General features: G+C 57.8%; 18 protein-coding genes. 11 read left to right on the top strand and 7 right to left on the bottom strand.

The genetic code is table 11. From position 1 onward, the window contains the following. The first annotated feature begins 2 nt into the window (after positions 1-2). From FHW68_RS23735 to FHW68_RS23725, 3 genes are all read left to right on the top strand, one after another. Positions 3-608: an arylesterase gene (locus FHW68_RS23735; RefSeq protein ID WP_183683382.1), complete on the top strand. Its 606-nt coding sequence runs from the start codon at positions 3-5 to the stop codon at positions 606-608. Positions 609-664: 56 nt separating this feature from the next. Continuing rightward, positions 665-958 carry a hypothetical protein gene (locus FHW68_RS23730; RefSeq protein WP_008075246.1) on the top strand — a complete coding sequence of 98 codons (294 nt, stop codon included), beginning with the start codon at positions 665-667 and terminating at the stop codon, positions 956-958. Positions 959-1,075: 117 nt separating this feature from the next. Next, positions 1,076-2,047, top strand: coding sequence for a L,D-transpeptidase family protein (locus FHW68_RS23725; RefSeq protein ID WP_095634709.1), 972 nt, complete (start codon positions 1,076-1,078; stop codon positions 2,045-2,047). Between the two features lie 129 nt (positions 2,048-2,176). Here FHW68_RS23725 and oprI read toward each other — a convergent pair whose 3' ends face one another. Continuing rightward, positions 2,177-2,428, bottom strand: a complete 252-nt coding sequence (oprI, locus tag FHW68_RS23720; protein ID WP_003172710.1) for an outer membrane lipoprotei OprI — start codon at positions 2,426-2,428, stop codon at positions 2,177-2,179. A 628-nt stretch (positions 2,429-3,056) separates the two neighbouring features. Here oprI and FHW68_RS23715 point away from each other — a divergent pair. Continuing rightward, entirely contained in the window at positions 3,057-3,338 is a 282-nt protein-coding gene (locus FHW68_RS23715) for a GNAT family N-acetyltransferase (RefSeq protein ID WP_030132333.1), read from the top strand. Positions 3,339-3,403: 65 nt separating this feature from the next. Here the strand turns inward: FHW68_RS23715 and FHW68_RS23710 are convergent, their stop codons facing one another. Beyond that, positions 3,404-4,480 (bottom strand): 3-deoxy-7-phosphoheptulonate synthase, encoded by a 1,077-nt coding sequence (locus FHW68_RS23710; RefSeq protein WP_095634708.1) that lies wholly within the window; start codon positions 4,478-4,480, stop codon positions 3,404-3,406. 143 nt (positions 4,481-4,623) lie between these two features. Further along, positions 4,624-5,052 carry a PilZ domain-containing protein gene (locus FHW68_RS23705; RefSeq protein WP_095634707.1) on the bottom strand — a complete coding sequence of 143 codons (429 nt, stop codon included), beginning with the start codon at positions 5,050-5,052 and terminating at the stop codon, positions 4,624-4,626. Between FHW68_RS23705 and FHW68_RS23700 the strand changes: the two genes are divergently transcribed. From FHW68_RS23700 to cysB, 5 genes are all read left to right on the top strand, one after another. Then, the gene (locus FHW68_RS23700) at positions 5,051-5,437 is read left to right on the top strand and encodes a co-chaperone YbbN (protein ID WP_095634706.1); all 387 of its coding nucleotides are present in this window, start codon (positions 5,051-5,053) and stop codon (positions 5,435-5,437) included. The two genes, FHW68_RS23705 and FHW68_RS23700, sit on opposite strands and share 2 nt — an antisense overlap. Beyond that, positions 5,434-6,390: a putative 2-dehydropantoate 2-reductase gene (locus FHW68_RS23695; RefSeq protein ID WP_183683380.1), complete on the top strand. Its 957-nt coding sequence runs from the start codon at positions 5,434-5,436 to the stop codon at positions 6,388-6,390. The genes FHW68_RS23700 and FHW68_RS23695 overlap by 4 nt, the downstream gene beginning before the upstream one ends. Before the next feature lie 184 nt (positions 6,391-6,574). Next, positions 6,575-7,480, top strand: coding sequence for a 5'-nucleotidase (locus FHW68_RS23690; protein ID WP_095634703.1), 906 nt, complete (start codon positions 6,575-6,577; stop codon positions 7,478-7,480). A 97-nt stretch (positions 7,481-7,577) separates the two neighbouring features. Next, positions 7,578-8,081 carry a universal stress protein gene (locus FHW68_RS23685; RefSeq protein WP_183683378.1) on the top strand — a complete coding sequence of 168 codons (504 nt, stop codon included), beginning with the start codon at positions 7,578-7,580 and terminating at the stop codon, positions 8,079-8,081. Between the two features lie 112 nt (positions 8,082-8,193). Continuing rightward, entirely contained in the window at positions 8,194-9,168 is a 975-nt protein-coding gene (cysB, locus tag FHW68_RS23680) for an HTH-type transcriptional regulator CysB (RefSeq protein ID WP_008023282.1), read from the top strand. A 9-nt stretch (positions 9,169-9,177) separates the two neighbouring features. Here the strand turns inward: cysB and FHW68_RS23675 are convergent, their stop codons facing one another. Together FHW68_RS23675 and FHW68_RS23670 are read right to left on the bottom strand one after the other, a co-directional pair. After that, a complete protein-coding gene (locus FHW68_RS23675) occupies positions 9,178-9,660 on the bottom strand; it encodes a GreA/GreB family elongation factor (protein WP_183683376.1) in 483 nt (160 codons plus the stop codon). Between the two features lie 14 nt (positions 9,661-9,674). Next, positions 9,675-10,073, bottom strand: a complete 399-nt coding sequence (locus FHW68_RS23670) for a hypothetical protein (protein WP_183683374.1) — start codon at positions 10,071-10,073, stop codon at positions 9,675-9,677. A gap of 124 nt (positions 10,074-10,197) precedes the next feature. Here FHW68_RS23670 and earP point away from each other — a divergent pair, with 124 nt between their 5' ends. After that, the gene (gene earP, locus FHW68_RS23665) at positions 10,198-11,355 is read left to right on the top strand and encodes an elongation factor P maturation arginine rhamnosyltransferase EarP (RefSeq protein WP_260296803.1); all 1,158 of its coding nucleotides are present in this window, start codon (positions 10,198-10,200) and stop codon (positions 11,353-11,355) included. A 48-nt stretch (positions 11,356-11,403) separates the two neighbouring features. After that, the gene (locus FHW68_RS23660; protein WP_095634698.1) at positions 11,404-11,973 is read left to right on the top strand and encodes an elongation factor P; all 570 of its coding nucleotides are present in this window, start codon (positions 11,404-11,406) and stop codon (positions 11,971-11,973) included. A 164-nt stretch (positions 11,974-12,137) separates the two neighbouring features. On the opposite strand, the gene FHW68_RS23655 is transcribed toward FHW68_RS23660, so the two are convergent. After that, positions 12,138-13,151 carry an alpha/beta hydrolase gene (locus tag FHW68_RS23655; RefSeq protein WP_183683372.1) on the bottom strand — a complete coding sequence of 338 codons (1,014 nt, stop codon included), beginning with the start codon at positions 13,149-13,151 and terminating at the stop codon, positions 12,138-12,140. Positions 13,152-13,183: 32 nt separating this feature from the next. Next, positions 13,184-13,603, bottom strand: coding sequence for an organic hydroperoxide resistance protein (locus FHW68_RS23650; RefSeq protein WP_183683370.1), 420 nt, complete (start codon positions 13,601-13,603; stop codon positions 13,184-13,186). Positions 13,604-13,982 lie beyond the last annotated feature (379 nt).

Below are 13,982 nucleotides of genomic sequence, written 5' to 3'. Positions count from 1 at the left end.
CGATGCGTGTGTGGTTTTTGAGTGCTGGCCTGGCCTTGATGTGCATGGCCCAGAGCGCAGCGGCGGGTACAGTCCTGATCGTTGGCGATAGTATCAGCGCCGGTTTCGGCCTGGATACCCGCTTGGGGTGGGTGTCATTGCTTGAGCAACGGCTCAAGCGCGAAGGTTTCGACGATAGGGTGGTCAATGCATCCATCAGCGGCGACACCAGCGCCGGAGGCCGGGCGCGCCTGCCGGCGCTGCTTGCAGAGCATAAGCCCGAGCTGGTTATCCTCGAGTTGGGGGGCAACGATGGGTTGCGGGGAATGCTGCCAATACAATTGCAACAAAATCTTGCGTCGATGATCGACAGCTCCCGCGCCAGTGGTGCCAAGGTGCTGCTGCTGGGCATGCAGTTGCCGCCCAATTACGGTGCGCGTTACACCCAGGCCTTTGCCGAGGTTTTCACCAAGGTGGCCGATGAGAAAAAAATCCCGCTGGTGCCGTTTTTTCTCGACGGCGTGGGCGGTCATCCAGACCTGATGCAAGGCGACGGCCTGCACCCGACCGCGGCGGCTCAGGACAAGTTGCTGGAAAATGTCTGGCCGACACTGAAACCGCTGCTTTGACGCTTTTCTAGCGGCGGTGTTTCGGCTAAGGTGGCGCCCCCGATTTGGAGCCCCCGATGCCGCGTCCTGCCTGGTCCCTTTTTGCCTACCAACTGATCGAGCCTGACGAACAGCTGGATCTGTTTGCCTGCCAGGAAGTGCGGGTGCATCTGGTGACTCGTCAGCTGGAATTGGGCGGCTCGGTGGACCGAACCTTGTGCGGCAGCCTGTTGCCGGCGCAACCGCGCTGGTCGAGCGTCGACCGTACCGTGTTCCAGGACCAGCGTCTGTGCTCGCTGTGCCGGGCCATTCTGGAGTCGCAAAAACGCGGCACCTCGCCGATCTGGCCTGAGTTGCGGTTCGAGCTGTAGATCCCTGTGGTAAGGGGCTTACCCTCAACCACAGGTCTTTACGTCTCCCCGAAATAACGGGCAGCGGTGTACAATCCTGTTTTTATACCCTTGTCGATCATGCGAAGGATTTTCCGGATGTTGCCGCGCTTTCCCGCCGTCACCCGCTGCCTGTCTCTTGCCGCCCTCTGTGTCGCGGGTCCGGTAGCAGCATTGGAGCTACCCCTGCCACCTGCCGGTGAAGACATCATCGGTCAGGTGCAAGTGATCAAGGCCAAGTACGAAGACACCTTCGCCGACCTTGGCACCACCTACGATCTGGGCTATTCGGAAATGGTCGCGGCCAACCCTGGAGTCGATCCATGGCTGCCGGGCGCCGGGACCGAAATCGTCTTGCCGACGCGTTTCATCCTGCCGCCGGGCCCCCGTGAAGGCATCGTCATCAACCTGGCTGAATACCGTCTCTACTATTTCCCGAAAGGCCGGGACGTGGTGTACACCTTCCCGCTGGGTATCGGTCGTGAAGGCTGGGGCTCGCCGATCGCCCACACCAGCATCATCGCCAAGACGCCGAACCCGACCTGGACGCCTCCAGCGTCGATCAAGGCCGAGCACGCCGCCGATGGCGATCCGCTGCCGAACGTAGTGCCAGCCGGCCCAGACAACCCGCTGGGGCCGTTCAAGTTCACTCTTGGCACTCCGGGCTACCTGATCCACGGTTCGAACAAGAAATTCGGTATCGGCATGCGCACCAGCCACGGTTGCTTCCGCATGTTCAACAACAACGTGCTGGAAATGGCCAGCATGGTGCCGGTCGGGACGTCGGTGCGGATCATCAACGATCCCTACAAGTTCGGCCTCAGCGCCGGCAAGGTTTATCTGGAAGCGCACACACCGCTGGACGATTCGGGCAATCCTTCGGTGGTCGACAAGCACACCGCAGTGATCAATGCGATGCTCAAGCGTGAGGACATCACCAACAACTTGCGCATGAACTGGGATGTGGTGCGTGACGTGGTTGCCGCTGAAGATGGCCTGCCGGTGGAAATCGCCGTGCCGAATGCGTCGGCGTCGATGGTCACGAGTGCGCCGATCGACCTGCAGCAGTAAAGCTTTCGCTTTAAAGCAACCCGCCGACGCAGGCCGCGTCGGCGGGTTTTTTATGGCCTGCACAAACGTCAGCCCATAAAAAAGCCGACCCAAAAAATGGGTCGGCTTGATAACAATCCCGAAGGACTATTACTTGCGGCTAGCTTTTTCCAGCATGCGCAGAGCACGCTCGTTAGCTTCGTCAGCAGTCTGTTGTGCTTTTTGAGCAGCAGCCAGAGCTTCATCAGCTTTACGGTAAGCTTCGTCTGCACGAGCCTGGGAGCGAGCTGCTGCGTCTTCAGTAGCAGTCAGACGTGCTTCGGTTTCTTTCGATACGCTGCTGCAACCGGTAGCCAGAACTGCGGCCAGAGCCAGAGCAGAGAATTTCAGAACGTTGTTCATCGTGTTCCCCTTCAAGGACTTTCTATTAAGTAGCTGTCTCCTCAGAGTGAGGAAATAGCCGGCGTACATACTACCCATTACTTGTAGTAAGTAAACTGACGTAGAGCAAGAAGCAAAAAAAATTGTAGGCGTTGATTCTTTTTCGATCAACTTTTAACTGCATTGTATAAAAAATATCCAGCTGCGAGGCCCGAACAGAGCGATCCGCCAAAGGAAAGTTCCTCAGCGCACAGCTGTTTTTCAGTCACCACTAAAGTCCGTCTAGATGGAATCGTCCACACTTTTGTTCGAATTTTGCGCAGCGGCTCTCATATCTTTATCCATGTTGAGGTGACTTAAACAAAGGGCGCTCGTCTCAAGTCTCAATATCCGGCAATGTTCAGGCCCGGACTCGGGAAGATTCCGGTCGGGCCGCCCCTGCATTACCCAGCAACATCCGCCAGCCAGCATGACGAGCGTCCCTTGAGCATTTCTGCCAATGGTGCCTACTATTTGATACGTGCTCGGTTGCGCGAGATTGGTGTTGCTCTCTCGGTGTCCATTCAGGCACAGGGTGGCGTAGATGTTCCTTCGCCGGAAAAACATCGGTAAGGTAGGGGTCAGAATCAAAGACCCGCGAGGAGTAGTGATGAGCGAGGCGTTGTCCATCCACCATGACCAGGCTGGTCATCAATTCGAGACCACTGTGGACGGTTATCGTGCCTACCTGACCTATATGGATCTGGGGAAACAGACCCTGGATATTTATCGTACCTTTGTGCCCAATGCGCTGCGTGGTCGCGGCATCGCGGCGGCGTTGACCGAGCAGGCACTGCAGTACGCCGAGGAAATGGGCTACACAGTCATTCCATCGTGTTCCTATGTGGAGCGCTACATGGAGCGTCACCAGCGGCATGCCGCCAAGCTGTGATCAAAACGGACGCATAAAAAAAACGCCAGGTTAAAGCCTGGCGTTTTTTATGGGTGAAACGGCGATCAGGTGCGATCGCGTTTCGGCAATACATCCTTGAGCTTGGCGTGCATGCTGCGCAAGGTGTTTTCGGTGGCGGTCCAGTCGATGCAGGCATCGGTGATCGACACACCGTATTGCAGGTCGGCGAGGTCTTTGGGGATCGCCTGGCAGCCCCAGTTCAGGTGACTTTCGACCATCAGGCCGATGATCGACTGGTTGCCTTCGAGGATCTGGTTGGCGACGTTCTCCATCACCAGCGGTTGCAGGGCCGGGTCCTTGTTGGAGTTGGCGTGGCTGCAATCGACCATGATGTTCGGCTTGATCTTCGCCTTGTTCAGCGCTTGCTCGCAGAGCGCGACGCTGACCGAATCATAGTTCGGTTTGCCATTACCGCCGCGCAACACCACGTGACCGTAGGCGTTGCCCTTGGTAGTGACGATCGACACGCCACCTTCCTGGTTGATGCCCAGGAAGCGGTGCGGGCTGGAGACCGATTGCAAGGCATTGATGGCCACGGTCAGGCCGCCATCGGTGCCGTTCTTGAAGCCGACAGCCGAGGACAGGCCGGACGCCATTTCCCGGTGAGTCTGGGATTCGGTGGTGCGTGCACCGATCGCCGACCAGCTGATCAGGTCCTGCAAGTATTGCGGGGAGATCGGGTCGAGGGCTTCGGTTGCGGTCGGCAGGCCCATTTCGGCCAGGTCCAGCAACAACTGACGACCAATGTGCAAGCCATCCTGAATCTTGAACGAGTCATCCAGGTATGGGTCGTTGATCAGGCCTTTCCAGCCTACGGTGGTGCGTGGCTTCTCGAAGTACACGCGCATGACCAGATACAAGGTATCGGACACTTCCGCCGCAAGCGCTTTCAGACGTTCGGCGTATTCGTGGGCAGCCTTGATGTCATGGATCGAGCACGGCCCGATCACGACGAACAGGCGGTGGTCGGTGCCATCAAGAATGTTGCGAATGACTTCGCGGCCCTTGGTGACGGTGCGCAAGGCAGCGTCGCTCAGAGGGATATCACGCTTGAGCTGATCGGGAGTGATCAGGGTCTCGTTGGAGGCGACGTTAAGGTCGTTGATCGGTAAATCAGCCATCGTTTACTCGTCAGGTCACAGGTGCCGGCCGCCAGCGAACCCGCGCGGCGGAGCACAGCAAATTAAGCGCGTCGGGGAGCCGAACCTTAGCGCGTTACACCGTGGCTCGACAATGGGCAGACACCGGTTTAATCCAGCATTACTTATGCAAATGCCTTGCGAACCGTGTCGTGGGAGAACTCGTTGGCGTGCAGTTGGACCCATTCGAGGGCCAGGGTCTGGTTATTCAGCTGTTCGCTTTGGGGTTCGTGCTGACGGCAGTAACGTTCGATCTGGCAAACCTGCTCGCCCATTCGCGCGCTGAACAGGGTCTGTTCATCAACGAAGGCGATGCCCACCAGATAGCTGCGTTTTCGTCGCAGACACCAGGCCACATAGCCCAGGTAACAGATCGTGGTGCTCAGGGTCGGCATGCGCACTTGAAGTGCGGTGCCCCTTCGCCATCCGCGGTGGTAATTGCAAGCCATGCCGCCGAGGCTGATAGTGTGCAGCTGTTGTCGCGAAATGCACTCACGTTTGAGCAACGTTAATTCGACGGGTACATCGTCAGGATGAGGAAGATAACGTCCCATGAACACGGACTCCCTGTGTCGGCCATCTGACATCGTTTCTCCCAGTATAGTGGTCGAATCGGAACTGACCGATTTCGACGCCGACCAACGGCTATTGGCGATGAACGGCGTTTCCCTGGTGATCTTTACCAGCGTCGGTTGCGCGAGTTGCCGTTTTGCCCGTGAGCAATTGCCCATGCTCGATCTGGCGGTCGATCGACTGTGCTGGATCGATGCCGGGAACAATGGCGGAGTGGTCGAGCGTTATCGGGTCTTTCATTTGCCGGCGCTGTTTGTAGTGCGCGACGGTGAATTCTTCGGGGCACTACAGTCGCGTTTGACCCGCACAGCGCTCAACGAAGCCGTGGGGCAGGCGTTGAATCGACCAGCAGAGGAATTGCCATGACTGAGACAGGAACCAAACCGACCATCGGCATTATCGGAACCGGCGCGATCGGTGGTTTCTACGGGCTGATGCTCGCGCGTGCTGGCTTCGATGTGCATTTCCTGTTGCGCAGTGAATTTGCAGCGGTGTCTGAGCGCGGCTTGCAACTTGATCATGCGTCGTTGGGGCCGCTGCTCCTGAACCCGGTCCAGGCTTATTCGTCGGCTGCCGACATGCCGCCGTGCGACTGGTTACTGGTGGGCGCAAAGACCACCAGTAACACGGACCTGGCCCCCGCCATTATTCAAGCCGCGGCACCGGGTGCCAAAGTGCTGTTGCTGCAAAATGGCCTGGACGTTGAAGACTGTCTGCGCGAGTTGCTCCCCGACTCGCTGCACCTGCTGGGCGGGCTCTGTCTGATTTGCGTCCATCGCGCCGGCCCAGGGGTCATTACCCATCAGGCGCTCGGTGCGGTGAACCTTGGCTACCACAGTGGCCCCGTCGCCGATGAACAGGCGCGCATGCACATTGTCGAGGAGGGCGCCGGGCTGTTCCGCGCCGCCGGCATCGACGCTCAGGCCATGGCGAACCTGCATCAGGCGCGTTGGCAGAAACTGGTCTGGAATATCCCCTACAACGGCCTGTCGGTTCTGCTCGGCGCCAGCACCACGCCGTTAATGGCGGATGCCGACAGCCGCGCGCTGATTCAGGCCCTGATGGCCGAAGTGGTTCAAGGGGCCCAGGCCTGCGGTCACGAGATGCCGCCCGGTTACGCCGATTATCTGTTCATGATGACTGAGAAAATGCCCGACTACTGGCCGAGCATGTACCACGACTTCCTGCACAAGCGACCGCTGGAACTGGATGCCATCTACACTCGGCCACTGGCAGCGGCGAAGGCCGCGGGATGTGAATTACCGCGCATCGAGGCGTTGTATCGCAGCTTGAGTTTCATCGACCGACGTAATCACTGAGTCGGCCAAAGGAGTTCAGCAATAGCACCTTCTTGTAGCAGCTGGCGAAGCCTGCGTTCGGCTGCGAAGCAGTCGTAAAACCAGACCATCCGGCAGACCGTCGGCCGGATTCACGACTGCTTCGCAGCCGAACGCAGCCTCGATAGCATTGCGGCTTTAACTGATTGAGCATTAGGGGAAGGGCATGGCCAATGGCATAGACGACAAACTGGTGCTGGCGATTTCTTCGCGAGCGCTGTTCGACTTGAGCGAGAGCCACAAGGTTTATCTGTCGAGCGGCGTCGAGGCCTATCGGCAATATCAGATCGAACACGAAGACGAAATTCTCGAGCCTGGCGACGCGTTCCCGTTAGTCGAAAAACTCTTGAACCTGAACGCCAGTCTTGGCCGTGCACGGGTCGAGGTAGTCCTGGTGTCGCGCAACAGCGCCGACACCGGCCTGCGGGTTTTCAATTCGATTCATCATTATGGCCTGGCGATTTCCCGTGCGGCATTTGTCGGCGGGCGCAGTCCTTATCCCTACCTCAAAGCCTTTGGTTGTGACCTGTTTCTTTCGACCCATTCCGACGATGTGCGCAGTGCGCTGGATGCCGGTTTCGCAGCAGCGACTATTCTGTCGGGCGGTGCCAGTCGTGCTGCCAGCGATGAATTGCGTATCGCGTTCGACGGTGACGCGGTGCTGTTTTCCGATGAGTCGGAGCGGGTCTATCAGTCGGGAGGCCTTGCAGCGTTTCAGGCCAGCGAGCGTAAGGCGGCCCGCGAGCCTTTGCGCGGCGGGCCGTTCAAAGGCTTTCTCGCGGCGCTCAATCTGCTGCAACGCGAGTTTCCCGAGGAGGCCTGTCCGATCCGCACCGCCTTGGTAACCGCGCGCTCGGCGCCGGCCCATGAACGGGTGATCCGCACCTTGCGCGAATGGGACATCCGTCTGGACGAATCGCTGTTCCTTGGAGGGTTGACCAAATCAGCTTTTCTCGAAGCCTTTGCCGCCGACGTTTTTTTCGATGACCAGGCCGGCCATTGCGAGCTGGCCCGCGAAGTGGTTGCTACCGGTCACGTGCCGCATGGCATCAGTAACGAGTCGTCGATTTAAAGCGCTGCGGTCCAATGCACTGCACCGAGCGTCGCACTCGCCACGGCACTGCTAAGCTGAATCAATCTCCGCCGTGTTGGCATTAAAGGAGGTCCCTATGATTCATTCGATGCTGTATGCCACCGACCTCGGTCTGTACGCACCTTTTGTGATGCAGCATGCGTTGGCACTGGCTCGAACATTCAACGCCGATTTGTATGTAGTGCATGCGGTTGAGCCGATGGGTTTGTTCGCCGAATCGGTGCTTCAGAGTTACCTCGATGAGCAGGCCTTGAACGAGTTTCACAGTCAGGGCCTGAATACGGTGATTGCCAATATCGAGCAGCGGGTGCTCGACAGCTTTCGCGAAGAGTTGGGAGGGGATGGGGAGCAGGACCTGGAACGGATTAAGGCAGTGCGCGTGCTGCAGGGTGATCCGTCGCAGGTGATTCTCGACCAGGCGCAGAAACTCTCCGTCGATTTGCTGATCGTAGGGAGTCACAGTCATGGTGCTGGCGCGGAAACGCCATTGGGCCGAACCGCTGCGCGCGTGTTGCAACTGTCTCGAGTGCCGGTCTATCTGGTGCCGCTGATGGAGCGTCGCCGCAAAGGGGATCGCTAGGACACGAATAATGGCGTTTTGATAAAAAGTTCTAGATTTATTAATCAAACCATTAATATAGTTATATATCGTCGCTGATGCCCGTGGCGTCTACCTGCTTTGAGGGATTCATATGAAGCTCCAACAATTGCGCTACATCTGGGAAGTGGCGCACCACGACCTCAACGTTTCAGCTACAGCCCAAAGCCTTTACACCTCGCAACCGGGCATCAGCAAACAGATCCGCCTGCTGGAAGACGAATTGGGGGTCGAGGTTTTCGCCCGTAGCGGCAAGCACCTGACCCGGGTTACCCCGGCCGGCGAGCGCATCATCACCACCGCCGGCGAAATCCTGCGCAAAGTTGAAAGCATCAAACAGATCGCCCAGGAATTTTCCAACGAGAAAAAAGGCACCTTGTCGATCGCCACCACGCACACCCAGGCACGTTATGCGTTGCCACCGGTGATCAGCAATTTCATCAAGCAATACCCGGACGTTGCCCTGCACATGCACCAGGGTTCGCCGATGCAGATTGCCGAGATGGCCGCTGACGGCACCGTCGATTTCGCCATCGCCACCGAAGCGCTGGAATTGTTCGGCGACCTGGTGATGATGCCGTGCTACCGCTGGAACCGCTGCGTGGTCGTGCCTCAGGGCCACCCGCTGACCAAGCTGTCGAAGCTGACCCTCGAAGCCCTGGCCGAATACCCGATCGTGACGTACGTGTTCGGTTTCACCGGTCGTTCGAAACTCGACGAAGCTTTCAGCCATCGCGGCCTGACACCCAAAGTGGTGTTCACCGCCGCCGACGCCGACGTGATCAAGACTTACGTGCGTCTGGGCCTGGGCGTGGGCATCGTGGCAAAAATGGCGGTCGACCCCAAGCTCGATAGCGACCTGGTGGTGCTCGATGCCAGCGAATTGTTCGAATCCAGCATTACCAAGATCGGTTTCCGTCGCGGCACCTTCCTGCGTGGCTTCATGTGCGACTTCATCGAGAAGTTCGCGCCACACCTGACCCGCGAAGTCATGGCCAAGGCCATTCAGTGCCACAACAAACAGGAACTGGAAGAGCTGTTCGACGGCGTCGAACTGCCGGTGCATTAATCGTTTTTTCTACATGACCTCGGTGACAGAAAACTGTTGCCGAGTGCCCGCCACCAGAACCTCCACTTCATCCCCTTCGAACTTGCCCAGCAGGCTTTTGCCCAGCGGCGAGCGAGGGGTGATGACGGTAATCAATTGCCCCACCAGATCGATCTTCAGCCCGGCCGCGTCGGGGGCCAGGAACAGCCATTGTTCGCGACCCTTTTCGTCTTCCAGGCCGAGCAGGGCACCGATTTCGATGCCGCGCTGATCGTCATAAGGTCGTAATGTCAGGTTCTGGCAAAGGGTCAATGACTGACGGATTTCTTCCACTCGTCTAGCCTGTCCGGCCGCCAGGTAAGACGCCTCCAGCCCCAGCGTGTCGTACTTGTTTTCGGCTATGTTTTCTTCGTGGGTCGCGGTTTCGTAGGCGGTTTGCGCGGCGCGTTCGGCGATATCGAGATCGATCCGCAGCTTGTCGATAATCAGTTGGTGGACGGTCGGCTTGTGCATGGAGAGCTTCTTGATCAGTCGCAGAATTGCAGGACGTTGGCGCGGCTTTTTTCGCTCGGCGCCGTTTGATTCTGCTGCAGCCAGAACTGGCATTTTGGATTGGACAGGTTGTTTTTGCTGCTTCGGGCCTGTTCCACCATTTGCTGCTGTTCATTCCTGCGCAGGTGGTCCTCGTACTGTTCGAACATCGGGTTCTGCGAGGTGGGTTGCTCAACCACCGGTGGCTTGGCCAGTTGTTCCACCGCCTGGGTCACGGATGCCAATTGCTCATTGAACAACAGACGCCCGGCGAGCCAGCAAGTCAGTGCGATCGCGATGAATCCCAGCCACAGACCGAGGGCAATACTGCCGGTCAGTTGCAGCGCACTGAACTGAATCGGTAAGGGACGGCGCGGGTTGGGGCGGTAGGGCATGACTGCCTCCTGGCGGGTGGTCGCGGGCAAGTGGCGATTGTCGCATGAAGATTAATCGCCGTCGGCTCTTCTGCGCGGAGTAATTTATGCGGACAATCGGCGCCTTTGCCAACGGGAGCCTGGAATGCCTGAAATGCCTCAAGTGAAAAACCGCTGGCGCTGGGATATTTTTTGCACCGTGGTCGACAACTTCGGCGACATCGGTGTGACCTGGCGCCTGGCCCGACAACTGGTGGCCGAACATTCAATGGCGGTGCGTTTGTGGGTCGATGACCTGCGGGCCTTCGAGCGTTTGTGTCCAGACATCGACATCAACGCTGCGCAGCAGTGGCAGCAGGGCGTCGAGGTGCGACAGTGGTCGGGGGACTGGCAGCCCACCGAAGCCGCCGATGTCGTCATCGCCGCCTTCGCGTGCCAGTTGCCAAGTGCCTATATGGAGGCCATGGCCGCACGGGAAAAACCGCCGCTGTGGATGAACCTCGATTACTTGAGTGCCGAAGACTGGGTCGTCGGCTGTCACGGCTTGCCGTCGGTGAAGTACAAGAACGTGCAGAAGTTCTTTTTCTTCCCGGGCTTTCGCAAGGGCACTGGTGGCTTGTTGCGTGAAAGGGGATTACTCGAGCGGCGTCGGCAGTTTCAACAAAGCCCGCAAGCGCAGCGAGAATTCCTGCAAGGCCTGGGAATTGATCGTGCGCCGAATGCACAACTGATCTCGCTGTTTGCCTACGAAAATCCCGGGTTGGCCAGTTGGCTCGACACGATGGCGGCCGACTCGACGCCGACTCATCTGCTGGTCCCCGAAGGGCGGATTCTCGGCGACGTCGAACGCTGGCTTAAGGTGGACAGGCTGACGGCCGGGGCGGTGCATGTACGTGACGCGTTGACCGTGCAAGTGCTGCCATTCGTCCGACAGGATCAATATGACCTGTTGCTGTGGAGCTGCGATTTTAACGCTGTGCGTGGCGAAGACTCCTTCATCCGCGCCCAATGGGCTGGCCGTCCGCTGCTCTGGCACATCTATCGCCAGGACGAAGACATTCACCTGGATAAGCTCGACGCCTTCCTGACCCTCTACACCCAAGGCCTGTCCGGGCCCGCTCGCGAGGCGATCAGCGGTCTATGGCGGGCGTGGAATGCAGGTGAGACAATGACCGATCATTGGAAATCAACCCGCAAACACTGGCCTGAACTGGAAAAACATGCCGAGACATGGTGTCTGGAACAAGCCTTGCAGGCAGATCTTGCCGCAGCGCTGGTACAGTTTTACCTAAATTGGATATGATACGCGGCCTAGATTTTTGTAAATCCCATCCAAATTCGGATATTCGCAATGAAAACTGGTAAAGAACTCAAACCCGGTACCGTGATCCGTATCGACAACGATCCTTGGCTGGTTCAGAAAGCTGAATTCACCAAGTCGGGTCGTAACAGCGCGATCATGAAGACCAAGCTGAAGAACCTGCTGACCGGTTACAAGACCGAAACCGTTTACAGCGCCGACGACAAACTGGACGACGTGATCCTCGACCGCAAAGAAGCGACCCTGTCCTTCATCAGTGGCGACTCCTACACGTTTATGGACACCACTGACTACACCATGTACGAGCTGAACGCTGAAGACATCGAAAGCGTTCTGCCGTTCATCGAAGAAGGCATGACCGACGTCTGTGAAGCCGTGTTCTTCGAAGACCGTCTGGTTTCCGTAGAGCTGCCGACCACTATCGTGCGTCAGGTTGACTACACCGAAGGTTCCGCTCGCGGTGACACTTCCGGCAAGGTGATGAAGCCTGCCAAACTGAAGAACGGTACCGAGCTGTCGGTTGCTGACTTCATCGAAATCGGCGACATGATCGAAATCGATACCCGCGAAGGCGGTTCCTACAAAGGCCGTGCTAAATAAGCACCGCTTGAGGAATGAAAAAGCCCGACCATTGAGTCGGGCTTTTTTGTGACCGAAGATCAGGATCAATAGATCGCAGCCTCGTTTCACTCGACAGCTCTACATGGGTTTTGTATTCCCCCTGTAGGAGCTGTCGAGTGAAACGAGGCTGCGATCTTTTTGCTTTATTTCAAATGTTGCTTGAGCTCTTCAGAGGCCTGCAGCATTGCCGAACGCACTGCGGGCACCTGGCTCACTACGTTGAGCAAACCGTAGTCGTGGATCATGCCGTTGTAGCGCACTGCTGTGACCGGCACACCCGCGTCGTCGAGTTTGCGGGCATAGGCTTCACCCTCATCGCGCAGGACATCGGCGCTGGCCGTCTGCACCAGCGCAGGTGGCAAGCCCTTGAGTTGCGCGGTGGTTGCCCGCAACGGTGAGGCGTAAATCTCGTTCCGTTGTCTGGCATCGGTTGTGTAGTTGTCCCAGAACCACTTCATCATGTTTTTGGTGAGGAAGTGCCCCTCGGCGAACTGGTTGTAAGACGCCGTTTCGAAGCTGGCGTCAGTCACCGGCCACAACAACACCTGATACCTGATCGCTGGCGTGCCTTTGTCTTTGGCCATCAGCGCAACCACGGCTGCCATGTTGCCACCGACGCTGTTGCCGGCCACGGCCAGACGTTTGCCATCGACGTTGATTTCTTTACCGTGCTCGGCCACCCACTTCGTCGCGGCATACGCTTGATTGATCGCCACCGGGTAATGCGCCTCTGGCGAAGGGGTGTAATTGACGAATACTGCCGCCGCGCCCGAACCTGTTACCAGGTCCCGAACCAGCCGTTCGTGGGTCGGGAAATCCCCCAGCACCCAACCACCGCCATGGAAGAACATGAACACTGGCAGCTCGCCTTTGACCCCCGCCGGCCGAACGATGGTCAGGCTGATCGGTTGGCCGTCGACCTGGATAGTCTTCTCGCTGACATCGGCTTTGGGCAGTGTCAGTTTCACTCCGGCCTGCGCACCCACCAACACCGCACGGGCATCGGCAGGCGTGAGCTGTTCAATCGGTTTGCCGGTGCCGGCGTTCAGTGCATCGAGGAACGCCTGGGTGTTGTGTTCAACCCCATTGCCTGCGAATGCACTGTTGATGGACAGGGCGAGAAGGGTACCGGTCAAGACGTTGCTGAAAGTGTTCATGTTCATTTCCTGTCAGGCCTTGGAGTCAGCAGTTAGACGGTAACGTGCAGGCGCACATCGACGTTGCCACGGGTGGCATTGGAGTACGGGCAAACCTGGTGGGCAGCTTCGACCAGGCTTTGTGCGTCAGCCTGCTCAAGACCCGGCAAGCTGATGTGCAGATCGATGTCCAGACCGAAGCCGCCAGGGATCTGGCCGATGCCGACATGGGCGGTGATCGACGCATCGTCGGGGATTTTGCGTTTGTTTTGGCTGGCGACGAATTTCAGCGCACCGATAAAGCAGGCGGAGTAGCCCGCGGCGAACAGTTGTTCCGGGTTGGTTGCCGCGCCGCCTGCGCCACCAAGTTCTTTCGGGGTGGCAAGTTTGACGTCGAGCACGTTGTCGCTGGAGATCGCACGACCGTCACGGCCGCCGGTGGAGGTTGCGATTGCGGTGTAGAGAGTTTGCATGGTGTGAGCCTCGTTTGGGTTTGATATTTTTGCGCTAAATGTTTGCGCGCTAAGTAAGTGCGAGGTGAATGTAGCTCGCTAATATTTAGTGCGCAAGATAAATTTTCGAAAAAATTTGTTTTGAGTTGTCATTCAGCAATTCGATTGGGGAGGAGAGGCTTGAGGTAGAGGCTTTCGTGCGGGATTTTTGCGTGGTGAAATTTTTTGCGACGGGGAGGACGCCTTCGCGGGCAAGCCTCGCTCCCACAGGTTTTGTGTCGTACACACTTTATGTAATCGACCGGAAACCTAATGAAATGGCTACCCCCGCCTCCCCCCCTGTGATCGCCCACTAAGCTTTCACCGGGGGCTCATCGGAGATCATTGCCATGAACAACGT

The sequence above is a fragment of the Pseudomonas sp. Tn43 genome (genome assembly GCF_014192635.1).
Taxonomy (GTDB): Bacteria; Pseudomonadota; Gammaproteobacteria; order Pseudomonadales; family Pseudomonadaceae; genus Aquipseudomonas.
This window is presented reverse-complemented; position numbering and strand designations above follow the sequence as displayed.

Coding starts and splice junctions, on each gene's coding strand:
- FHW68_RS23650 (WP_183683370.1), bottom strand. CDS start 13,603: ATGCAAACTCTCTACACCGCAATCGCAACCTCCACCGGCGGCCGTGAC.
- FHW68_RS23700 (WP_095634706.1), top strand. CDS start 5,051: ATGAACACGGACTCCCTGTGTCGGCCATCTGACATCGTTTCTCCCAGT.
- FHW68_RS23685 (WP_183683378.1), top strand. CDS start 7,578: ATGATTCATTCGATGCTGTATGCCACCGACCTCGGTCTGTACGCACCT.
- cysB (WP_008023282.1), top strand. CDS start 8,194: ATGAAGCTCCAACAATTGCGCTACATCTGGGAAGTGGCGCACCACGAC.
- FHW68_RS23695 (WP_183683380.1), top strand. CDS start 5,434: ATGACTGAGACAGGAACCAAACCGACCATCGGCATTATCGGAACCGGC.
- FHW68_RS23725 (WP_095634709.1), top strand. CDS start 1,076: ATGTTGCCGCGCTTTCCCGCCGTCACCCGCTGCCTGTCTCTTGCCGCC.
- FHW68_RS23675 (WP_183683376.1), bottom strand. CDS start 9,660: ATGCACAAGCCGACCGTCCACCAACTGATTATCGACAAGCTGCGGATC.
- FHW68_RS23670 (WP_183683374.1), bottom strand. CDS start 10,073: ATGCCCTACCGCCCCAACCCGCGCCGTCCCTTACCGATTCAGTTCAGT.
- FHW68_RS23705 (WP_095634707.1), bottom strand. CDS start 5,052: ATGGGACGTTATCTTCCTCATCCTGACGATGTACCCGTCGAATTAACG.
- FHW68_RS23730 (WP_008075246.1), top strand. CDS start 665: ATGCCGCGTCCTGCCTGGTCCCTTTTTGCCTACCAACTGATCGAGCCT.
- FHW68_RS23735 (WP_183683382.1), top strand. CDS start 3: ATGCGTGTGTGGTTTTTGAGTGCTGGCCTGGCCTTGATGTGCATGGCC.
- FHW68_RS23710 (WP_095634708.1), bottom strand. CDS start 4,480: ATGGCTGATTTACCGATCAACGACCTTAACGTCGCCTCCAACGAGACC.
- FHW68_RS23690 (WP_095634703.1), top strand. CDS start 6,575: ATGGCCAATGGCATAGACGACAAACTGGTGCTGGCGATTTCTTCGCGA.
- oprI (WP_003172710.1), bottom strand. CDS start 2,428: ATGAACAACGTTCTGAAATTCTCTGCTCTGGCTCTGGCCGCAGTTCTG.
- FHW68_RS23660 (WP_095634698.1), top strand. CDS start 11,404: ATGAAAACTGGTAAAGAACTCAAACCCGGTACCGTGATCCGTATCGAC.
- FHW68_RS23715 (WP_030132333.1), top strand. CDS start 3,057: ATGAGCGAGGCGTTGTCCATCCACCATGACCAGGCTGGTCATCAATTC.
- FHW68_RS23655 (WP_183683372.1), bottom strand. CDS start 13,151: ATGAACACTTTCAGCAACGTCTTGACCGGTACCCTTCTCGCCCTGTCC.
- earP (WP_260296803.1), top strand. CDS start 10,198: ATGCCTGAAATGCCTCAAGTGAAAAACCGCTGGCGCTGGGATATTTTT.